Origin of the sequence: Sulfuritalea hydrogenivorans sk43H (genome assembly GCF_000828635.1) — a bacterium.
GTDB classification, from domain to species: domain Bacteria; phylum Pseudomonadota; class Gammaproteobacteria; order Burkholderiales; family Rhodocyclaceae; genus Sulfuritalea; species Sulfuritalea hydrogenivorans.
In genome coordinates this window covers 1,320,748-1,341,830 of the sequence record NZ_AP012547.1, presented here as the reverse complement: position 1 = coordinate 1,341,830, position 21,083 = coordinate 1,320,748, and the positions used below count along the sequence as shown (strand labels likewise).

Annotated in this window: 22 protein-coding genes; 4 read left to right on the top strand and 18 right to left on the bottom strand. The window is 64.1% G+C overall.

What is annotated here, in order from left to right:
• Positions 1-3: 3 nt before the first annotated feature.
• The 17 genes from folC to fdxA form a co-directional block, all read right to left on the bottom strand.
• Entirely contained in the window at positions 4-1,314 is a 1,311-nt protein-coding gene (gene folC, locus SUTH_RS06485) for a bifunctional tetrahydrofolate synthase/dihydrofolate synthase (RefSeq protein WP_041098015.1), read from the bottom strand.
• A complete protein-coding gene (accD, locus tag SUTH_RS06480; protein ID WP_041098013.1) occupies positions 1,314-2,174 on the bottom strand; it encodes an acetyl-CoA carboxylase, carboxyltransferase subunit beta in 861 nt (286 codons plus the stop codon). The genes folC and accD overlap by 1 nt, the downstream gene beginning before the upstream one ends.
• Positions 2,171-2,980, bottom strand: a complete 810-nt coding sequence (gene trpA / locus SUTH_RS06475; protein WP_041098011.1) for a tryptophan synthase subunit alpha — start codon at positions 2,978-2,980, stop codon at positions 2,171-2,173. The genes accD and trpA overlap by 4 nt, the downstream gene beginning before the upstream one ends.
• Before the next feature lie 12 nt (positions 2,981-2,992).
• Positions 2,993-4,198 (bottom strand): tryptophan synthase subunit beta, encoded by a 1,206-nt coding sequence (gene trpB / locus SUTH_RS06470; protein WP_041098009.1) that lies wholly within the window; start codon positions 4,196-4,198, stop codon positions 2,993-2,995.
• Complete coding sequence (locus SUTH_RS06465) at positions 4,179-4,823, bottom strand: phosphoribosylanthranilate isomerase (RefSeq protein WP_041098007.1); 645 nt, start codon at positions 4,821-4,823, stop codon at positions 4,179-4,181. Before SUTH_RS06465 ends, trpB begins: the two co-directional genes overlap by 20 nt.
• A 4-nt stretch (positions 4,824-4,827) precedes the next feature.
• Positions 4,828-5,613 (bottom strand): tRNA pseudouridine(38-40) synthase TruA, encoded by a 786-nt coding sequence (truA, locus tag SUTH_RS06460; RefSeq protein ID WP_041098005.1) that lies wholly within the window; start codon positions 5,611-5,613, stop codon positions 4,828-4,830.
• Positions 5,610-6,251, bottom strand: coding sequence for a CbiQ family ECF transporter T component (locus SUTH_RS06455; protein ID WP_171817327.1), 642 nt, complete (start codon positions 6,249-6,251; stop codon positions 5,610-5,612). The genes truA and SUTH_RS06455 overlap by 4 nt, the downstream gene beginning before the upstream one ends.
• Positions 6,235-8,955: a FimV/HubP family polar landmark protein gene (locus SUTH_RS06450; RefSeq protein WP_052473353.1), complete on the bottom strand. Its 2,721-nt coding sequence runs from the start codon at positions 8,953-8,955 to the stop codon at positions 6,235-6,237. Before SUTH_RS06450 ends, SUTH_RS06455 begins: the two co-directional genes overlap by 17 nt.
• A 296-nt stretch (positions 8,956-9,251) precedes the next feature.
• Positions 9,252-10,361: an aspartate-semialdehyde dehydrogenase gene (asd, locus tag SUTH_RS06445; RefSeq protein WP_041101832.1), complete on the bottom strand. Its 1,110-nt coding sequence runs from the start codon at positions 10,359-10,361 to the stop codon at positions 9,252-9,254.
• 20 nt (positions 10,362-10,381) lie between these two features.
• Positions 10,382-11,434, bottom strand: a complete 1,053-nt coding sequence (gene leuB / locus SUTH_RS06440) for a 3-isopropylmalate dehydrogenase (RefSeq protein WP_041098001.1) — start codon at positions 11,432-11,434, stop codon at positions 10,382-10,384.
• A gap of 10 nt (positions 11,435-11,444) precedes the next feature.
• Positions 11,445-12,083: a 3-isopropylmalate dehydratase small subunit gene (leuD, locus tag SUTH_RS06435; protein WP_041098000.1), complete on the bottom strand. Its 639-nt coding sequence runs from the start codon at positions 12,081-12,083 to the stop codon at positions 11,445-11,447.
• Entirely contained in the window at positions 12,083-12,172 is a 90-nt protein-coding gene (locus SUTH_RS18775; RefSeq protein ID WP_408054969.1) for an entericidin A/B family lipoprotein, read from the bottom strand. Before SUTH_RS18775 ends, leuD begins: the two co-directional genes overlap by 1 nt.
• Positions 12,173-12,213: 41 nt before the next feature.
• Positions 12,214-13,620, bottom strand: coding sequence for a 3-isopropylmalate dehydratase large subunit (gene leuC / locus SUTH_RS06430; protein ID WP_171817326.1), 1,407 nt, complete (start codon positions 13,618-13,620; stop codon positions 12,214-12,216).
• A 30-nt stretch (positions 13,621-13,650) separates the two neighbouring features.
• Positions 13,651-14,796: an MFS transporter gene (locus tag SUTH_RS06425; RefSeq protein ID WP_041097996.1), complete on the bottom strand. Its 1,146-nt coding sequence runs from the start codon at positions 14,794-14,796 to the stop codon at positions 13,651-13,653.
• A gap of 55 nt (positions 14,797-14,851) precedes the next feature.
• A complete protein-coding gene (locus SUTH_RS06420; protein ID WP_041097994.1) occupies positions 14,852-15,097 on the bottom strand; it encodes a YdcH family protein in 246 nt (81 codons plus the stop codon).
• Between the two features lie 34 nt (positions 15,098-15,131).
• Positions 15,132-16,238, bottom strand: coding sequence for a chorismate synthase (aroC, locus tag SUTH_RS06415; RefSeq protein WP_041097992.1), 1,107 nt, complete (start codon positions 16,236-16,238; stop codon positions 15,132-15,134).
• 6 nt (positions 16,239-16,244) lie between these two features.
• A complete protein-coding gene (fdxA, locus tag SUTH_RS06410; protein WP_041097990.1) occupies positions 16,245-16,568 on the bottom strand; it encodes a ferredoxin FdxA in 324 nt (107 codons plus the stop codon).
• Between the two features lie 181 nt (positions 16,569-16,749).
• Here fdxA and trxA point away from each other — a divergent pair, with 181 nt between their 5' ends.
• The 4 genes from trxA to SUTH_RS06390 all read left to right on the top strand — a co-directional run bounded on the left by trxA (position 16,750) and on the right by SUTH_RS06390 (position 20,496).
• Positions 16,750-17,076 (top strand): thioredoxin TrxA, encoded by a 327-nt coding sequence (trxA, locus tag SUTH_RS06405; protein ID WP_041097988.1) that lies wholly within the window; start codon positions 16,750-16,752, stop codon positions 17,074-17,076.
• A gap of 173 nt (positions 17,077-17,249) precedes the next feature.
• Entirely contained in the window at positions 17,250-18,509 is a 1,260-nt protein-coding gene (rho, locus tag SUTH_RS06400) for a transcription termination factor Rho (protein ID WP_041097986.1), read from the top strand.
• Positions 18,510-18,597: 88 nt separating this feature from the next.
• Complete coding sequence (gene rpmE, locus SUTH_RS06395) at positions 18,598-18,807, top strand: 50S ribosomal protein L31 (protein ID WP_041097984.1); 210 nt, start codon at positions 18,598-18,600, stop codon at positions 18,805-18,807.
• A gap of 81 nt (positions 18,808-18,888) precedes the next feature.
• Positions 18,889-20,496 (top strand): ArnT family glycosyltransferase, encoded by a 1,608-nt coding sequence (locus SUTH_RS06390; RefSeq protein WP_148312867.1) that lies wholly within the window; start codon positions 18,889-18,891, stop codon positions 20,494-20,496.
• Here SUTH_RS06390 and orn read toward each other — a convergent pair.
• Complete coding sequence (gene orn / locus SUTH_RS06385) at positions 20,493-21,038, bottom strand: oligoribonuclease (RefSeq protein WP_041097980.1); 546 nt, start codon at positions 21,036-21,038, stop codon at positions 20,493-20,495. The genes SUTH_RS06390 and orn overlap by 4 nt on opposite strands.
• Positions 21,039-21,083: the final 45 nt, after the last annotated feature.

Genomic DNA, 21,083 nt, shown 5'->3' with positions numbered 1-21,083 from the left:
TGGTTACGCTGGCCGGCCAAGCAATTGCATGGCCGCAGCAACAGTGAGGAAGGATCCGAAGGCGAGGATTCTATCATCTTCGCCCGCGTTCTCTTGCGCGTAAAGAAGCGCCGTCGCGGGCGATTCGAACTCTTCCTGCACCGTCATTCCGCGGGCCCGCAACAGGCTCGCCAGGGAGTCGGCGCTGGCGGCACGGCGACCTTCCAGGGTGCATGGCAGCCAGTGCGTCACCCGCTCGCCCAGGGCATCGATCACGCCGTCGATGTCCTTGTCCGCGAGCATGCCGAACACGGCCCAGGTGTTGCGATGAAAGCCCATGTTGCCCAGATTGGCGGCCAGCACGCGCGCCGCCTGCGGATTGTGGGCGACGTCGAGCACCACGGCCGGACGGCCCGGCAAGACCTGGAAACGTCCCGCCAGCTCGACTTCGATCAGTCCTTGCCGGATGTCCTTCATCGCCACCGGCAGCCGGTGGTGCAGGGCATCGAGCGCGGCCAGCGCACAGGCGGCGTTGGCCAGTTGCTGGTCGCCGCGCAAGGCCGGGAAGGCCAGCCCGCCACGGCGGATTTCCGCGGCATCGGCCGGACGCGACCAGTACAACCATTGCTGCTCCTGCCGCTGATAGCCGAAATCGCGGCCCATGACCTGGAGCCTGGCGCCGACCGCGCCGGCATGACTGAGCAGGGACTGCGGTGGTTTCGGATCGCCGCAGATCGCCGGCACTCCGGCACGAAAAATCCCGGCCTTTTCACGGCCGATGGCCTCGCGATCGTCGCCGAGGAAATCCATGTGATCGAGATCGATGCCGGTGACGATGGCGCACGCCGGCTCGTAGACATTGGTGGCGTCGAGCCTGCCGCCGAGACCGACTTCGAGAATGACGGCATCGAGACCCGCCGCCGCAAACACTTCCCAGGCCGCCAGGGTGCCGAACTCGAAATAGGTCAGCGCGGCATCGCCACGCGCCTGTTCGACGCGGACGAACGCATCGCACAGACTGGCGTCATCGGCTGCAACAGCGTTGATCCTGACCCGCTCGTTGTAATGCAGTAGATGCGGCGAGGTGTAGAGCCCGACGCGATAGCCGGCGGCGAGCAGGATGCGTTCCAGCATGGCGCAGGTCGAGCCTTTGCCGTTGGTGCCGCCGACCAGGATCACCGGACAGGTCTCGCGCTGGCCGAGCCGCGACTTGACGGCGGCTACCCGCTCCAGGCCAAGCTCGATGCCGGCGCTGCCACGCGGATGCAGGGCTTCGAGGTGCGCCAGCCAGCCGTCCAGGCCGGTATCCGGCAAACCCGGTGCCGAGAACGGCATCAAGCTGCCGGCACGCGCTGCAGGAGCGTAATCAGGGAGGCGAGCTTGTCGCGCAGTTCGCGCCGGTCGACGATCATGTCGATGGCGCCTTTTTCGATCAGGAATTCGGCGCGCTGGAATCCTTCGGGCAAGGTCTCGCGTACCGTCTGCTCGATCACACGCGGCCCGGCGAAGCCGATCAGCGCGCCCGGTTCGGCGATCACCACATCGCCGACGAAGGCGAAGGAAGCGGAAACACCGCCCATGGTGGGATCGGTCAACAAACTGATGAAAGGCAGCTGGTGATGCGCCAGCTGTGTCACGGCGGCCGTGGTCTTGGCCATCTGCATCAGGGAGAACAGGCCTTCCTGCATGCGCGCACCGCCCGAAGCGGTGATGCAGATGAAGGGCGATTGCAGTTCGATCGCCGCCTTGACGCCGCGCACGAAACGCTCGCCGACCACGGCGCCCATCGAACCGCCGAGGAACTCGAATTCGAAACAGGCGACCACCACCGGCACGGTCTTGATCGCGCCCTGCATCACCACCATGGCATCGGCTTCGCCGGTGTCCTCGTTTGCGGCGGCGAGGCGGTCCACGTAGCGCTTGCTGTCCTTGAACTTGAGCGGATCCATCGGCAGGACCTCGGTGCCGATCTCGAAGCGGCCTTCGGGGTCGAGCAAGGCATCCAGCCGGGCGCGGGCGCGCAGGCGAAGGTGATGGGAGCACTTCGGACAGACGTTCTGGTTGTTTTCCAGGTCGGTGCTGTAGAGCACGGCTTCGCAGGCCGGGCACTTGGCCCACAGCCCCTCGGGAATCGACTTGCGCACGCCTTCCGAGCGCTTGATCTTTGGGGGCAGCAGTTTTTGTAGCCAGCTCATCGTCCCGTCTCCTGGTCCATGGCGGCACGAATCCCCGCCAGCAGTTTGGCGACACGGGCCGGCGACTCGTCTGCCGGACCCTGTTCGATTTCCTCGATGATGCGGCTGCCGATCACCACCGCATCCGCTACCGCGGCGATGCGTGCGGCGGTGGCGCCGTCGCGGATGCCGAAGCCGACGCCGACCGGCATCCCGACCCTCTCCCGAATCAGGGGAATGCGCCGCGCAACTTCGTCCAGATCGAGGTTGCCCGATCCGGTGACACCCTTCAGAGATACATAGTAGATGTAACCACTGCCGATCTGGCCCACTTCGTCGTAGCGCTGCTCGGTGGATGTCGGCGCCAGCAGGAAAATCGGATCGATGTCCGCCCGCTTCATCACGGCGGCAAATCCGACACATTCCTCCGGCGGGTAATCGACCACCAGCACGCCATCGACACCGGCTTCACGCGCATCGCGGGCAAAAGCCTCGATGCCGTAGGCTTCGACCGGATTGGCATAGCCCATCAGCACCACCGGCGTCGTCGCATTTTCCTTGCGGAATTCCTGTACCAGCGCCAGCACGCGGCGCAGGCTCATGCCGTGCGCCAATGCCCGCTCCGAGGCGCGCTGGATGGTCGGCCCATCCGCCATCGGATCGGAAAACGGCACGCCGAGTTCGATGATGTCGGCGCCGCCCGCCACCAGTGCCCGCATCAGCGGCAAGCCGAGGTCGGGATGCGGATCGCCGGCGGTGATGAACGGGATCAGGGCCTTGCGGCCTTGCGCGGCGAGAGCTGCAAATGTGGTCTGGATGCGTGACATGAATATATGAAGTCAGAACTTGATGCCGGACGCATCGGCGACGGTGTGCATGTCCTTGTCGCCGCGACCCGAAAGATTGACCAGCAGCAGCTTGTCTTTCGGCAAGGTCGGGGCCAGCTTCGCCGCATAGGCCAGCGCGTGGCTGGATTCGAGCGCCGGAATGATGCCCTCGAAATGACACAGGTCATGAAAGGCCTGCAAGGCTTCGCCGTCGGTGATCGTGACGTAGTCAGCCCGCGCCGAATCCTTGAGCCAGGCGTGCTCGGGGCCGACGCCGGGATAGTCGAGGCCGGCGGAGATCGAATGCGTCTCGATCACCTGACCGTTTTCGTCCTGCAGCAGATAGGTGCGATTGCCATGCAGCACGCCGGAGCGGCCGGCGGTCAGCGAAGCGGAATGCTTGCCCGAATCGAGACCGTGGCCGGCGGCTTCGACCCCGATCAGCTTGACGCCCGCCACCGGAATGTAGGGATAGAAAATGCCCATGGCATTGGAGCCACCACCGACGCAGGCGATTACGGCATCGGGCTGGCGGCCGGCGAGTTCCGGCATCTGCGTCTTGCACTCCTCGCCGATCACCGCCTGGAAGTCGCGCACCATCATCGGATAGGGATGCGGGCCGGCCACCGTGCCGATGATGTAAAAGGTGTTGCCGATGTTGGTCACCCAGTCGCGCATGGCCTCGTTCAAGGCATCCTTGAGCGTCTTCGAGCCGGATTCCACGGGAACAACCTTGGCCCCCAGCAGCTTCATGCGATACACGTTGGCGGCCTGGCGCCTGACGTCCTCGGAGCCCATGTAGACCACGCATTCCATGCCGTAGCGGGCGGCCACCGTGGCGGTGGCGACACCGTGCTGGCCGGCGCCGGTCTCCGCGATCACGCGCGGCTTGCCCATGCGTCGCGCCAGCAGCGCCTGGCCGATGCAGTTGTTGATCTTGTGCGCGCCGGTGTGGTTGAGGTCTTCGCGCTTCAGATAGATCTGCGCGCCGCCCAGCAGGCCCGACCAGCGCTTGGCGTGATAGATCGGGCTGGGCCGGCCGACATAGTGCTTGAGGTCGTATTCGTACTCGGCGCGGAATTCGGGATCGGCCTGCGCGGCGGCATAGGCCGCGCGCAGTTCGGCCAGGGCCGGCATCAGCGTCTCGGCGACGAAGACACCGCCGTAGGGGCCGAAGTGGCCGCCCGCATCGGGCAAGTTATAGGGAAGGTCCTGCATCTGCTTCTCGCACTCCGGCAATGAATTCGATGATCTTCTGCGCATCCTTGATGCCACGGGCGGCCTCGACGCCGCTGCTGACATCCACCGCCCACGGTCGCACTGTGCGAACCGCCTCGGCAACGTTGCCCGGATGCAGCCCGCCGGACAGGATCACAGGCAGCGACAGGTTCCGTGGAATCAGGGTCCAGTCGAAGGTTTTGCCGCCGCCGCCGTAGCCTTCGACATGGGCATCCAGCAACAGGCCCGAGACGCCGGGAGCCTTGGCGAACAGCGACGCGTATTCTAGCAAATCGAAGCCCGGCCTCACGCGTGCCGCCTTGATCCAGGGGCGGCCGAAAGCTGCGCAATATGCCGCGTCTTCATCGCCGTGGAACTGCAGCAGGTCGAGTGGCACCTGGGCCATCGTTTCACGCACGGCCTGCGGTTCTGCGTTGACGAAAAGCCCGACTTTGGTGACGAATGCCGGCACCTGCGCCATCAATTGCGCCGCCCGCTCGATCGTTACATAACGCGGGCTGGGCGCATAGAAAACGAAGCCGAGCGCATCGGCGCCGGCGGCGACGGCGGCGGCAAGGTCTTCCTCGCGGGTGATGCCGCAGATCTTGATTCGGGTGCGGGTCATGAGTTCAGGGCAGGAGCAGCGCCGTGTCGCCAGCGCCGACTTTCAATTGCCAGACCGGATCATAATCGACCCCGGCAAAATACAGGCCGCAGGCTTCGAAAGTCGGCGCCGCGCGCGCCCGATCGCGGCCGGCCAGAAGCTCGCCGACCCATTCCGGCGGATGCGCCCCCTTGCCGACATACACCAGCGCGCCGACGATGTTGCGCACCATGTGATGCAGGAATGCGCTGGCTTCGAAGTCGAACACCAGCAGGTCGCCGTGACGCGTCACGTCGGCGCGACGCAGGGTCTTGACCGGCGACTTCGCCTGGCATTCGACGGCACGAAAGGCGGAGAAATCGTGCTCGCCGAGCAGCAAGCCCGCCGCTGCCTGCATCGCATCGGCGTCCAGCGGGCGATGAAACCAGCCGACACGCTTCGCCATGAGGCCGGGCCGCTCGCCGCGATTGAGCAGCACATAGCGATAACGCCTGCCGGTCGCGGAAAAACGGGCGTGAAAATCGTCGGGCACGGACTGCGCCCAGCGTACGGCGACGCTGGCCGGCAGATGCGAATTGACGCCGCGTACCCATGCCGTATCCGGACGAAGGGCCGCGGTATCGAAATGCACTACCTGCCCGATCGCATGCACTCCGGCATCGGTACGCCCGGCACAAGCCACGCGTATCGGCGCATCGGCGACCAGGGACAATGCGGACTCCAGCGCGTCCTGTACCGCGCCTCCGCCAGCCTGCGACTGCCAGCCGCAGAAGCCGGAACCATCGTATTCGAGCGTGAGCGCGATTCTCATGCCAGCCACGCGCCAACAAGCAAGGCGACTGTCAATGCGCCGGCAATTGCGTCGGCGACACCAAAACCGGATGCCGGAAGTGTCAGCGTGGCTGCCACACGTTCCGCCTCGCCGCGAACCCCGTGCCTTGAGCTTTCCACCTCGTTCAGCGTCAGCGCCAGGCGCACGGCAATCCGGTCACGGGAAACATTCAGCAATTCAAGCGGGACCAGCAGCGCGCGCATTCCCGCAACCAGATCGGGCACAGGCAAGGCTTTGAGCATCAAGGCGACGATCGAAAGCGCGATCAGCAGACGCGCCAGATTCTGGGCGGCGAGCAGCAGGCCTTCCTGGCTTGCTCCGGGAATGCCCGACAGCGGAGTCCCCGGGGTGAACCAGCCGAACATCACCAGCATGGTGAGCAGCAACCAGCGGCTGCGGCGCAACAACAAACCCAGATGGGATGACGCTGCGATCAGCGCCGTCAGGGCAAGTCCAAAGCTACCGAGGAGCAAGGCCGTCCCATCGCGGGAAGATGCCGCGAAAAGCACAGCCAGGCCGAGCAGTATCAGGCTGGCGGGGTACGGGCGTTTCACGGCGATAACATCTCCCGGCGCACCGGCGCCGGGAGGGCAGGATTGATCAGCCGAGGCCGTCAAGCTTGGCGCGCGCTGCCTGCTGCTGCGCCGGGCTGCCTTCGGCGAGGGCCTCCTGGTACAACTCGCGGGCACCGTCGCGATCGCCCATTTCCTCATAGGCCATTGCCAGCTCCAGCTTGGTGGCCACTTCAGGATTGTCAGGCTGCGCTGCGTCAGCGCCTGCGGACGCCGCTGGCGTCTCCAGTTCGAGGCTGATGCCGCCCAGATCGAGCGGTGTCGCCGCCGGTGCGGGCGCGGCAGCCAACTCGGGAAGTTCAAGGGATACCGCGGACAAAGGCTCCGGAGCCGCTTCGGCAACCGGCGTTCCCAAATCGAACTCGAAATCGATGCTGCCGGAATCGGCTGCCGGCACTTCCGGTGCTGCTGCCGGCACTTCCGGCGCCGCCGCTGGTGTCTCCGCGGCAAGCGGGAAATCAAGTCCGACCGCCGCCGAATCCTTGGTCGGCATGTCGAAATTGATATCCAGTCCAGCCGATTCACTCTTCACTTCTGCCGCAGGAGCCATCGCCGGGGCCTGGGCAGCCTCAGGCGCCCCCAGGTCAAGATCGAAATCCAGCGCCACAGCTTCGGCCTCGGCCATCGGCGCCGCCTCAGCGGGGCCTGCGGTACCGATATCCAGATCGAAATCCAGGGCCGCCGCCTCGGTCGGCGCTGCTTCTGCGGCCTGCGGAGCAGGCTGCTCGATCGCCGGTGCGGCCTGGAAGACCGTCGTGGCGTCCATTTCCGGTGCGGCGGAAGCCGCTGCCTCCGAGGACATCGAGGTGTAGAGGGAATTCGCCGGATCCAGGCCCGCGCCCATGGTCGCGGCCTTCTCCCAGTTCGCCCCGGTACCGCCGGTCAGGATATGCAGTTCCTTGGCCACGGATTCAAACTGGGAAACATTCTTGCGCGCGGCATAGATGTCGAGCAGTTTCAGATGCACTGCCTGTCGCTGCGGATCAGCCTTCAGGGCTTCCAGAAGAATTTCTTCCGCCTGGGCATCGCGGCCGAACGCAAGGAAGGTATCGGCTTCGACAACGGGATCAACCGTCTCCTGATGCGCGGCCATGCCCATGCCGGTGGAACTGAACTGGCTGGGTTCCTGCTCGCTCGGAGGGGGCGCTACCGTGGTGGTGCTGAATACGGAATGCGCAGAAAGATCGGTCTCGGCCATCGTGGCATTGGCTTCAGCCGCCGCCGCGCGCTTCTTGCGGAGCGCGGAAATTCCCAGCCATCCGAACAGAAGTGCCAGCACGGCACCGCCGCCGAATACCAGCGGCGCGTTTTCCTCGATGAAGTCCGGCTCGGGAGGAGGCGGGGGCGGTGGAACAAATTTCTTCTTCGGCGCAGGCGGCTTGGGCGCCTCGGCCGGCTTCGCACCCTCCTCTGCCGGCTTGGCCGCAGCGGCGGCATCGGCAGGTTTCGCTGCCTCGCCGGGCTTCGGCGCTTCTGCCGGCTTGGCGGCCTCGGCCGGTTTCGGCGGTTCAACCGCCTTGGAAGCTTCGGCCGGCTTCGCCGGTTCCGCCGCCTTCGGCGCCTCTGCAAGCTTGGCAGGAGCCGGCGCCGGAGCATCCGGCTTCTTGACTTCAGCCGGAGCCGGCTTTGCGGCCTGAGCCTGTTTTTGCAGGTCGGTGCCGGCCTGGCTCTTCAGCTCGGCAAGCCTCTTCAGGTCATTGAGATTCTTTTCCAGATCGGCGATGCGACTGCTCGCCTCCTTGAGTGCCCGGTCGCGTGCCACGATGTCTTCTTCAAGCGTTGCGATGCGGCCCTGCAAGGGTTTGCCTTTGGCGTCCTTCGCCGCTTCGGTGCGCGAAACTTCAAGCTTGTCCTTGCCCGTGGCGGCCGGCGCCTTGTCTTCCACCTTCGGCGCGATCTTGCCGCTGACGGACTGCTTCGCCACCTGATCCCTGGCCGGCTCGGCAGCGGCGGCAGATGCCAGGCGCTTGCGATAGGCATTGAAATCGGCGGCCTGGGCAATAACCTCCTTGTGCGCCTCGCCGGCGGAAACTCCGCCCACGGTTTCGGCGTCGGGAATCGAAAGAATCTTGCCGGCCTTGAGGCGATTCATGTTGCCGCCGTCAAATGCATCCTTGTTGCTGCGGAACAAGGAAACCAGCATCTGATCCAGGCTGACGCCCTCCGGCCTGGTCTGCGCCGCAATCTTGCCCAGGGTATCTCCTGAAACCACCGTGCGCGAACCGCCACCGGCCGGTTTTGCCGCGGGCTTCTCGGCCATTGGCTTCGATGCCGCGGGACGGCTGTCGATCACCGGCTGCGCCTGCGCGGGCATCGCCGTCGCGGGCTTCTCTGCCGGTTTGGCGATTGCAGGCTCGGTCCTGACCTCGGGTGCCGCAACGGGGGCCGGAGCGGTCCGTGGAGCGAGATCAGGGGGGTCCAGCAGGAAAGTGTATTCGCGGACCAGCCGCCCCGACGCCCAATTCAATTCGACCAGCATGTCGATGAAGGGCTCGTTCAAGGGGCGATCGGTAGTTACTTCGAGGTAGCGACGTCCACCGCGCTCCTTGATGTCGCGTGAAAAACGCAAGGTCGCCAACGCAGACGAGTATTCGATTCCGGCCTGGCGGAAAGCTTCGACCGCCGCCACCCTGGCGACCAGGGAAGGCGCCTCATCGCGCGTCGCGGTAACTTCAAGCTCAGCCCTGAGTGGCTGCCCCATGGCCGAGAGCACGGTAATCTTGCCCAGGCCGGCGGCACTTGCGGCCAAGGGCAGGACAGCAAGAGCCGCCGCTATAACGGTGGCTTTGAAACGATTTCGCTTGTCAGTATTGGGCACTGTGACTCCCGACGGGCTTTTTATCATGTTAACAAAACCAAGTTTCAGTGGAGGCTAACGCCGTCTCTGATTGGCGTCATGCCGGAACTAAAACAATCTGTTTCAGTGGAGGCTAACGCCAGCCGTATCGGCGTCAAGCGCAGCGGCCGTAACTAAAATAACATCATGGTGTTAGCGATGCAAGCTCAACCTTCCCATTACATTCCGGTCGCATCCGGCGCGCGGCATCAGCGCAACAACAGGCGCAACATGCGCCGCAAGGGTTCCGCGGCGCCCCAGAGAAGCTGGTCACCCACGGTAAAGGCCGACAAATACTGCGGTCCCATGCCGAGCTTGCGCAGACGACCCACCGGCACGCTCAAGGTCCCGGTAACGGCGGTCGGCGTCAGTTCCTTCAGGGTGACTTCGCGCTGGTTGGGCACCACCTTGACCCAGTCGTTGTGCGCCGCAAGGATGCCGTTGATCTCGTCCAGCGGCACATCCCTGGTCAGCTTGATGGTCAGCGCCTGCGAATGGCAACGCATGGCACCGATGCGCACACAGAGGCCATCGACCGGAATCGGGGTGGCGGTGCGGCCGAGAATCTTGTTGGTTTCGGCCTGCCCCTTCCATTCCTCGCGGCTCTGGCCGTTGCCGAGATCCTTGTCGATCCAGGGAATCAGCGAGCCGGCCAGCGGCACGCCGAAGTTGGCCGTGGGGAAACTCTCGTCGCGCAGGATGCCGGCGACCTCGCGGTCGATGTCGAGGATCGCCGACGCCGGGTCGTCGAGCAGGTTCTTCACCACGCGATGCGTCTCACCCATCTGCGTCAACAGTTCCCGCATGTTCTGCGCGCCGGCGCCGGATGCCGCCTGATAGGTCATCGAGGTCATCCACTCGATCAGCCCCGCCTTGAACAGGCCGCCCAGGGCCATCATCATCAGGCTCACCGTGCAGTTGCCGCCGATCCAGTTGCGCCCGCCCCTGGCCAGACTCGCCTCGATCACGTCGAGGTTCACCGGGTCGAGGATGATCACGGTGTCGTCCTTCATGCGCAAGCTGGATGCCGCGTCGATCCAGTGGCCCTTCCAGCCGCCTTCGCGCAGCTTGGGGAAGACGTCGTTGGTGTAGTCGCCGCCCTGACAGCTGATGATGATGTCCAGCTTCTTCAGTTCATCGATGTTCTTTGCATCCTTGAGCGGCGGCGCTCCGACCGCGAACTCCGGCGCCTTGCCGCCGGGGTTCGAGGTGGTGAAAAACACCGGCTCGATCAGGGCGAAATCATTCTCCTCACGCATCCGCTGCATCAGGACCGAACCCACCATGCCACGCCAACCGACCAGACCTACACGCTTCATCATCACTCTCTCGTTTCGAATTACAGTGCCGCGAGTACTGCGTCACCCATTGCCCGGGTACCGACCTTCTTCATGCCCGGTTCGTAAATGTCGCCAGTGCGGAAGCCCTGTGCAAGGACTTTCTTCACGGCGGTCTCAATGCGCCCGGCAGCATCCTCGTTGGCGAAAGTGTAGCGCAGCATCATGGCCGCCGAAAGGATTGTCGCCAGGGGATTGGCGACGCCCTTGCCGGCGATGTCCGGCGCCGAGCCATGCGAAGGCTCGTAAAGCCCCTTGTTGTTGGCATCCAGCGAGGCCGAGGGCAGCATGCCGATCGAGCCGGTGAGCATCGAAGCCTCGTCCGAGAGGATGTCACCGAACATGTTGCCGGTCACCATGACGTCGAACTGCTTGGGGTTCTTCACCAGCTGCATCGCCGCGTTGTCGACCAGCATGTGCGAAAGCTCGACGTCCGGATACTCGCGTCCGGTCTCGATCGCCACATCCCGCCACAGCTGGGTGCATTCCAGCACGTTCATCTTGTCCACCGAGCAGACCTTGCGATTGCGCTTCTTTGCTGCCTCGAAAGCCACCCGCAGGATGCGACGAATTTCGCTCTCGGTGTAATGCATGGTGTTGAAGCCGAAGCGCTCGCCATTTCGTACTTCGATGCCGCGCGGCTGGCCGAAGTAGATGTCGCCCGTCAACTCGCGCACGATCAGGATGTCCAGCCCCGCCACCACTTCAGGCTTGAGCGTGGATGCGTTGGCGAGTTCCGGATACAGGATCGCCGGACGCAGGTTGGCGAACAATCCGAGCTGCTTGCGTATGCCGAGCAAGCCGCGCTCGGGCCGCTGTTCGCGCGGATTGTTGTCCCATTGGGGACCACCGACGGCGCCGAGCAGCACGGCGTCGGCCGCCAGCGCCAATTTCTGGGTGGCATCCGGATAGGGACTGCCGGTCGCATCCACCGCACAGCCGCCGAGCAGGGCTTCCTCCATCTCGATCTTGAGATCGAGTGCCTTCAGCACGCGAACCGCCTCCGCGATGATTTCCGGCCCGATGCCGTCGCCGGGCAGAACACAAATCTTCATTGAAAATCCTCTAGGAAAATAACCAGGGTTGCTCGGCGCGGCGCCGTGTCTCGAACTCGCGGATCTTCTCGGCGTGACGCAGGGTCAGGCCGATGTCGTCCCAACCGTTGAGCAGGCATTCCTTGCGGAAGGCATCGACCTCGAAGGGAATCGCGTGACCGTCGGGGCGCACTACCCGCTGCCCGGGCAGATCGATGGTGAGGCGATAGCCGGGCGAATGTTCGGTAAGGCCGAACAGCGCATCGATCTCGGCCTTCGGCAGGACGATGGGCAGCAGCCCGTTCTTGAAGCAGTTGTTGAAGAATATGTCGGCAAAGGATTCGCCGATGATGGCGCGAAAGCCGAAGTCGTGCAGCGCCCATGGCGCATGTTCGCGCGACGAGCCGCAACCGAAGTTGCTGCGTGCGAGCAGGATCGAAGCGCCTTGATAGCGTTCCTGATTCAGCACGAAATTGGGATTCCGGATCCGCTTCGTGCAATCCTGCCCCGGCTCGCCATGGTCCATGTAGCGCCACTCGTCGAACGCGTTGGGGCCGAAGCCCGAGCGCTTGATCGACTTGAGGAACTGCTTGGGGATGATGGCGTCGGTATCGACATTGGCGCGGTCAAGCGGCGCCACGAGGCCATCGAGCCGAACGAACTTCTCCATTACTTGGCCGACTTCTCGATGACTTCGCCGCCCTTCTTGACGTCCTTGCCGATGCCTTGCACGGTATTGCAGGCCGACAGGACCAGCATCAGGACGGAAACGATGAGTACGCGGGACATGGGTTATCTCCTTATGACAATTGACGAACATCGGCAAAGCGGCCGGCAATCGCCGCCGCCGCCGCCATGGCGGGACTGACCAGATGCGTTCTGCCGCCGGCACCCTGCCGCCCTTCAAAATTGCGGTTCGAGGTCGAGGCGCAGCGCTCTCCGGGATTCAGGCGATCGTCGTTCATCGCCAGGCACATCGAACAACCCGGCTGCCGCCACTCGAAGCCGGCGGCGATGAATATCTTGTCGAGCCCCTCGGCTTCGGCCTGCTCCTTGATCAACCCCGATCCCGGCACCACCAGCGCCAGCTTGACGTTGGCGGCAACCGTGCGACCCCTGGCCACCGCCGCCGCCGCACGCAGGTCCTCGATGCGGGAATTGGTGCAGGAGCCGATAAACACCTTGTCGATCGGAATCTGGTCGATGCGCATGCGCGGCGTCAGACCCATGTACTGCAGCGCGCGCGCGACGCCTTCGCTCTTGATCGGATCGCTGAAATCCTCGGGCGCCGGCACCGTGCCGTCAATTCCCGCCACCATTTCCGGCGAAGTGCCCCAGGTCACCTGCGGCACGATCTGGCGGGCGTCCATCTCGACTACCGCATCGAACTTCGCATCGGCGTCGGACACCAGCGTGCGCCAAACGGCCACAGCCTTGTCCCAGTCGTCGCCCTTGGGTGCAAAGTTGCGGCCCTTGAGGTAGGCGATGGTGGTCTCGTCCGCGGCAACAAAACCGACCCGGGCACCGGCCTCGATCGCCATGTTGCACACCGTCATGCGGCCTTCCATCGACAGCGCGCGAATCGCCTCGCCGCCGAATTCAATGGCGTAACCGGTGCCGCCGGCCGTGCCGATGCGCCCGATCAGCGCCAGCACGATGTCTTTCGCCGTAACGCCAGCGCCGACTTTGCCCTCGACCCTGACCAGCATGGTCTTCGACTTCTTCTGCAACAGGCATTGCGTCGCCAGTACATGCTCGACTTCGGAAGTGCCGATGCCATGCGCGAGGCAGGCAAACGCGCCGTGCGTCGAGGTATGCGAATCGCCGCAAACCACCGTCATCCCGGGCAGCGTGGCGCCGTTTTCCGGGCCGACCACGTGCACAATGCCCTGTCGCTTGTCCTTGAACGGGAAATAGGCGAGCGCGCCGACTTCGCGAATGTTGGCATCGAGGGTTTCCACCTGCTGGCGCGAGATCGGGTCCTGGATGCCGAGCTCCCAATGCGAAGTCGGCGTGTTGTGGTCGGCCGTGGCGACGATGGACGAAATGCGCCAGGGCTTGCGTCCGGCCAGTTTCAGGCCTTCGAAGGCCTGCGGGCTGGTGACTTCATGCACCAGATGGCGGTCGATGTAGAGCAGGGCCGTGCCGTCTTCCTCGACATGGACGACATGGCTGTCCCAGAGTTTCTCGTAAAGCGTTCTTGACATGATTTCGAAAGCGTCAGCGTGGACGTGCGATTATCGCACAGCCGCGCCCGCCGAATCACCCGGAACGCCGCGCCAGATCAGAATCAAGCCGATCAGGGCCAGCGCCGACGCCGCGCTGAACGTGATTCCGGCACCGGCGCTTTCCCACAAGGCGCCGGCCAGCAGCGCACCGCCCAGGCCACCGGCGCCATAGGCGATGCTGCCATAGAGCGCCTGCGCCCGCGCCTGCTGGCCGGCCACGAACCAGCGATTGAGCGCCGCCATGGTTGCCGCATGATGCGCGCCAAAGCTGGCGCCATGCAGCAACTGTGCGAAAACCAGAAGGCCGATGACCTCGACCGCCCAGCCGATCAGCATGAAGCGCAAGACCGCCAGGGCGAAGCAGGCCAGCAGGATCTGCCGCATCGAAACCCGCAGCGAAATTCGCGGCATCAGCAGGAACACGAATATCTCGGCCACCACGCCCAGGGTCCACAGCAGTCCGACCAGGCTCTTGCCGTAGCCCTGCGCCACCAGATGAATCGAGTAGAAAACATAGAGCGCGCCATGCGCCGCCGTCATGAACAGGCCGGCACCCAGCAGGAACACGACCTTGCGCTGGCGCAACACATCCAGAATCGGAGCGGCGACCTGCCCCGCAGGCTCTTTCACTTCGCGCAGCGTCAGCGCACTGAGCAGCGTGCCCAGCAGCAAAGCCCAGCTGACCCAGAGCTGGGATCGGATCGGCGCAATGTCGAGCAGGAAGCCGACCCCCAGCACGGTGACGATGAAGCCGACCGAACCCCAGAGCCGGATGCGGCCGTAGCGTTCCGGGTGGGCTGCCAGATGCCCCAGGGTCAGCGCCTCGACCAGCGGCAGCGATGCGCTCCAGAAGAAATGCAGGATCGCCATGCCGATCAGCAGGCCGACAAAATCCTGGGTCAGGAACACCGCCGAAAAACTGGCCAGCGCAGCCGCACTCGACGCAACGACAATGCGCACGCGCCTGCCGCCGCTGTCGGCCAGCCAGCTCCAGAGCAGGGGCGCCAGCAGGCGCATGAACTGCCCGAGCGACATCAGCACCGCGATGCGGCCGGCGGAAAGCCCGATGGATTGCAGGTAGAGGGCGAAATACGGCAGGAAGGCGCCGATGAAGGCGAAGTACCAGAAGTACCAGGCAGAGAGGCGCGGCCCCATGGAGTATCCCGCCAACCGCGATCGGCGGCTACGCTACCGCGGACCTGCCTGTTGCCTAGGCCTTGCCGGCCTTGAGCATGGCGTAAAGCTCGTCCTTGAGCTTCAGGCGCTGCTTCTTCATGCCTTCCAGTTCCGTGTCGGCCACGGGCGAGCCATTATCTTCCAGCGCCTCCACCTTCGAGGTCAGCGCGTGGTACTCGTCGAACAGGCGAGCAAAGTGCTTGCTGCTGATCTTGAGGCCATGGATGGCTTCGGCGTATTCGGGAAATTCGTGATGCAGGTCGTGGTGATCAACGTTCATTGCGATTCCAGTCCGATTCGATTCAGTTCAGCGATTATTTTACTATCGGCCGGGCCGGAATCCTCGGGGTCGTGCATTCGACATCGGCACACTGGGCGCGATGATGCAGGGCGGCGTCGATCAGCACCAGCGCCAGCATGGCTTCGGCAATCGGCGTGGCGCGAATGCCGACACAGGGATCGTGGCGGCCGTGGGTTTCGATCATTGCCGGTTCGCCCGCGAGATTGATGGTCCGCCGCGGCAGGCGAATGCTCGAGGTCGGCTTCACCGCCATCCGCACCACCACGTCCTGCCCGGTCGAGATGCCGCCCAGTATTCCGCCCGCATTGTTGCCGAGGAAACCCTCGGGCGTCAGTTCGTCGCCGTGTTCGCTGCCCTTTTGCGTCACCGAAGCGAAGCCGGCGCCGATTTCGACGCCCTTGACGGCATTGATGCCCATCATGGCGTAGGCGATGTCGGCATCGATGCGGTCATACACCGGGTCGCCCCAGCCGACCGGCACCCCACGCGCCACCACGGTTATTTCCGCGCCGATGGAATCGCCCGATTTGCGCAGGGCGTCCATGTAGTCCTCCAGCTGCGGAACAATTTCGGCATTGGCGACGAAGAACGGATTTGTGTCGATCGCGGCTTCGTCCTGCCACGGAATATCGATGCTGCCCAACCGGCTCATCCAGCCTCGCACCGTCACGCCGTAGCGCTGTTGCAGCCACTTCCTGGCGATGGCGCCGGCGGCAACCCGCACCGCCGTCTCGCGTGCCGAGGAACGGCCGCCGCCGCGATGATCGCGGATGCCGTATTTCTGCCAGTAGGTGTAGTCGGCATGGCCGGGACGGAAGGTTTCGGCAATATTGCCGTAGTCCTTGCTGCGCTGATCCTCGTTGCGGATCAGGAGGCCGATCGGCGCGCCGGTGGTACGGCCTTCGAAAACGCCGGAGAGTATCTCGACCGTGTCCGATTCGCGGCGCTGGGTGACATGGCGCGAGGTTCCCGGCTTGCGCCGGTCCAGTTCCAGCTGGATTTCCGCTGCCGAGATTTCCATGCCCGGCGGGCAGCCGTCGACTACGCAGCCGATCGCCGGACCGTGGGATTCACCGAATGAAGTGACGCGGAAAAGAGAACCGAAAGTATTGCCCGACATGGATTCTCAGCGCTCCAGCAGGCTGAGCTTGTCCGTCTTCTTCGCCCATTCGTCGGCATCGGCCAGGGGTTCCTTGCGCTCGATGATGACCGGCCATTTCTTCGCCAGCTCGGCATTCAGTGCCGTGAAGTGCTCCTGTCCGGCCGGCACGTCATCCTCGGCAAAAATCGCCTCGACCGGACACTCGGCAACGCACAAAGTGCAATCGATGCATTCCTCGGGATCGATGACGAGAAAATTCGGCCCTTCATGGAAACAATCCACGGGGCAGACATCCACGCAATCCGTGTATTTGCATTTGACGCAGGCTTCGGTGACAACGTAGGTCATGATCGGGCTCCAAGTTCAGCGAACAATGTACCATCGCCGTGCGCCATTGACACGCGGCGCAGTTCGCCACGGCCGATTTTTTTTGCTAGGATTCGCTCATGCATGCGACTGCGGTCGCCGCAATTCATCCCGCCGCACACCGACAGATGCGGCAACCGGAACAAAAACCCCCGAGGAATCCATGAGCGAACATATTCACCACGTCACCGACAGTACTTTCAAAGCGGAAGTGCTCGACGCAGCGCTTCCGACCCTGGTCGACTTCTGGGCCGAGTGGTGCGGCCCCTGCAAGATGATCGCCCCCATTCTCGACGAAGTGGCCAAGGATTATTCCGGCAAGCTGCGCGTGGCCAAGCTGAACATCGACGACAATCCCAAGGTTCCCGGCGAGTTCGGCATCCGCGGCATCCCGACGCTGCTGCTGTTCAAGGGCGGCAATGTCGAGGCGCAAAAGGTCGGCGCCCTGTCCAAATCGCAGCTGACCGCGTTTATTGACAGCAATCTCTGATCCCGTTACATTGCGACCCGGAGTCTGATTTCCGGGCCGCTGAAGAGCAAGACAGGCGGCCACGCCTTGTTGGCGCCGATTCGATTCCCCTCCTGATCGAATTCTTTCCTGAGTTCATCCCTTAGTTCCCCATGTTCCGGCGCTCCCCGCCGGGATTTCTGCGCAGGTCGTCCATGCACCTATCCGAGCTCAAAGCCCATCATGTCAGCCAATTGCTGGAGATGGCGGCCGCCAACAACATCGAAGGCGCCAACCGGCTGCGCAAGCAGGAACTGATCTATGCGCTGCTGAAGAACCAGGGAAAGAAAGGCGAAACCATCTTCGGCGACGGCGTGCTGGAAATCCTGCCCGACGGCTTCGGCTTCCTGCGCGCTCCCGAGGAGTCCTACCTCGCCAGCACCGACGACATCTACATCAGCCCGAGCCAGGTGCGCCGTTTCAACCTGCGTTCCGGCGACACCATCGAAGGCGAAATCCGCTCACCCAAGGAAGGCGAGCGCTATTTCGCCCTGGTCAAGGTAGACAAGGTCAATGGCGAATCCCCCGAAGCGGCGAAGCACAAGATCCTGTTCGAGAACCTGACGCCGCTGCATCCCACCGAGCACATGCTGCTTGAACGCGACACCCGCAGCGAGGAAAACATCACCAGCCGCATCATCGACATGATCGCCCCGATCGGCAAGGGCCAGCGCGGCCTGCTGGTCGCCAGCCCGAAGAGCGGCAAGACGGTGATGATGCAGCACATTGCCCACGCCATCACCGCCAACCATCCCGACGTCACGCTGATCGTCCTGCTGATCGACGAACGCCCCGAGGAAGTCACCGAAATGCTGCGCACCGTCAAGGGCGAAGTGGTGGCCTCGACCTTCGACGAACCGGCCACGCGCCACGTCCAGGTGGCGGAAATGGTCATCGAAAAGGCCAAGCGCCTGGTCGAACACAAACGCGACGTGGTGATCCTGCTCGACTCGATCACCCGCCTGGCCCGCGCCTACAACACCGTGCAGCCCGCTTCCGGCAAGGTGCTCACCGGCGGCGTCGACGCCAACGCCCTGCAAAAGCCCAAGCGCTTCTTCGGCGCCGCGCGCAACATCGAGGAAGGCGGCTCGCTGACCATCATCGCCACCGCGCTGATCGAAACCGGCTCGCGCATGGACGACGTGATCTACGAGGAATTCAAGGGCACCGGCAACATGGAAATCCACCTCGACCGCAAGATGGCCGAGAAGCGCGTCTATCCGGCGATCAACGTCAATCGCTCCGGCACGCGGCGCGAGGAACTGCTGCTGGTTCCGGCCGTGCTGCAGAAGATGTGGATCCTGAGGAAGCTCCTGTACAACATGGATGACATGGAAGCCATGGAATTCCTGCTGGACAAGGTCAAGGCCACCAAGAACAACGGCGAGTTCTTCGACGCCATGCGCCAGCGCTGATTGCATATAGTTGAAAATTAGCGGATAATGCCCGGCTCTGTCGGTTCGCCAAAGCCACGAGCCGCGCTTGCAAAGAAAGGACAATGAAATGAAAGACGCAATTCACCCGAACTACGCAGATATCGAAGTGACCTGCAGCTGCGGCAACAAGTTCACTACCCGCTCCACCAGCGTCAAGCCGCTGCACATCGAAGTCTGCTCCGCCTGCCATCCGTTCTACACCGGCAAGCAGAAGATCGTCGATACCGCCGGCCGCGTCGAGCGCTTCCGCCAGAAGTATGGCAAGAAGGCCGCCTGATCTGCTTCAAAGCCAACCGTATCCAGAAAAGGCAGCTTTCGGGCTGCCTTTTCTTTTTGCCGGGACTGGTAATCTTCAAACGTGCCTGACCTGACCGACCGCAACCCTGCCCCCGCGCCAAGCCTGGCCCGGTATGGCGTGATTTTGCTCTGCGCCATCTGGCTGCTGGCCGGCGTCGTGGGCCACGATCCGTGGAAAGTGGATGATGTCCTCCACCTTGGCGTTGCCTACGGCATGGCCGGCGGCGACTGGCTGGTGCCGCGCATCGCGGGCGACCCCTGGCTGGTTTCGCCGCCGCTGTATCACTGGGTCGCCGCCCTTTGCGGCAAGCTGCTGGGATGGCTGCTGCCCTGGCACGATGCCGCCCGCCTCGCTTCGGTCCTGTTCGGCGCCGCCTTCCTGGCCATCCTTTCGCGCATGGCGGGGCAACTGCTCGGTGCCAGCGCCGCACTGGCCGCCCCCTTGCTCGCCATCGGCACGCTTGGCCTGCTGGTGCCACTGCACGAAGCCCAGCCCGCCATCGTCGCGATGACCGGTTCCATCATTGCGCTCTGGGGCCTGTCCACCTGGCGGCAAGCGCCGCTGCGGGGCGGAGCGATCTTCGGCGCAGGGCTGGGCGTCGGCTTCCTCGGCGCCGGCCTCGACAGCGTCGTCATTTCCCTGGCGGCAGGCTTGATCCTTGCGCTGCATCCGGCGTGGCGGATACGCGGCAGCCTGATCGCCTGGCTCGCAGCCGCATCCCTCGCCCTGCTCCTGATCCTGCCGTGGCCCTGGCTGTTGCAGCAACAGGCCCCCAGCCTGTTCGAGGTCTGGTGGAACGCGGAGCTGGCCAGCCTCGGCTTGCGTGGAGGCTTCAGTCGCAACCACCTCGAACTGCTGGCATGGGCCAGCTGGCCGGTGCTGCCCCTGGCGCTGTGGAGCCTGTGGCTGGAGCGCCGGCATCTGCTCAAGCCGCAAACCGTGCTGCCGCTCGCCGCAACGCTGGTCGCCCTGCTGGCGTTTTTTGCCGACGTGCCGAGGCCGACCGCGCTGATGCCGGCCCTCGTGCCGCTCACCCTGCTGGCGGCGGCCGGCGCCAGTCGGCTGCGGCGCGGCGCGGCCAACGCCTTCGACTGGTTCGGCATGATGACCTTCACGCTGGTCGCCGCGCAGATCTGGCTGGGCGGCATTGCCATGCTGACCGGCGAACCGGCGCGCGTCGCCAAGAACTTCAGCAAACCCGCCCCCGGCTTCGTCGCCGAGGCCTCCACCATTGCCATCGTGCTGGCCATCGCGGCGACGGTCTGCTGGATCGCGGTCATGCTGCGCACGCCGCGCTCGCCCTGGCGCGCGGCGGCGCGCTGGAGCGTCGGGCTGACCACCATCTGGGTGCTGCTGATGGCGCTCTGGCTGCCGTGGATCGACTATGGCAAGACTTACCGTAGCGCCAGCGCCGACTTGCGCGAGACGCTGGGCGCGCATCCCGGTTGCATCGCCCGGCGCGGCCTCGGCTTGGCGCAGCGCGCCTCGCTCGATTACTTCAACGGCATCCGCACCGTCGGCAGCAGCCGCGCCAAGGACTGCCGCTACCTGATCGCGCAGGCCACGCCACGCACCGAGAAGGACCTGCCGGGCTGGACGCTGGTCCGCGAAACCTCGCGCCCCGGCGACAAGAGCGAACGGCTACGGCTGTATCGCCGCGCCGACTAGATTTTCAGGAAATGCTCGCGGTAATACTTGAGCTCGTCGATCGACTCGAGAATATCCGCCAGCGCCTCGTGCCGGCCATGCTTCTTCAAACCCTTCGCCACTTCGGGCTTCCAGCGCTTGCACAATTCCTTGAGCGTCGACACGTCGAGGTTGCGGTAATGGAACCAGTCCTCGAGTTTCGGCATGTAGCGCGCCATGAAGCGCCGGTCCTGGCAAATCGAATTGCCACACATCGGCGTCGCCTGGCGCGGCACGTGGCGCCGCAAAAATTCCAGCGCCTGCGCCTCGACCTCGACCTCGTCCATGATCGAATCCTTGACCCGCTGCGTCAGGCCGGAACGGCCGTGGGTGTTGCGATTCCACTCGTCCATGCCATCGAGCACGGCGTCGGACTGATGCACCACCCAGGTCGGCGCCTCCGCCACGATGTCGAGATTGGAGTTGGTGACGACCATCGCCAGTTCGATGATCCGATCACCGTCGGGATTGAGGCCGGTCATTTCCATGTCCAGCCAGACGAGCGCGTTCTGATCCTGTGCCATAATTTTCCACCGCCTGTGCTTGCGTAGCCCGCATTCTGGCACAGC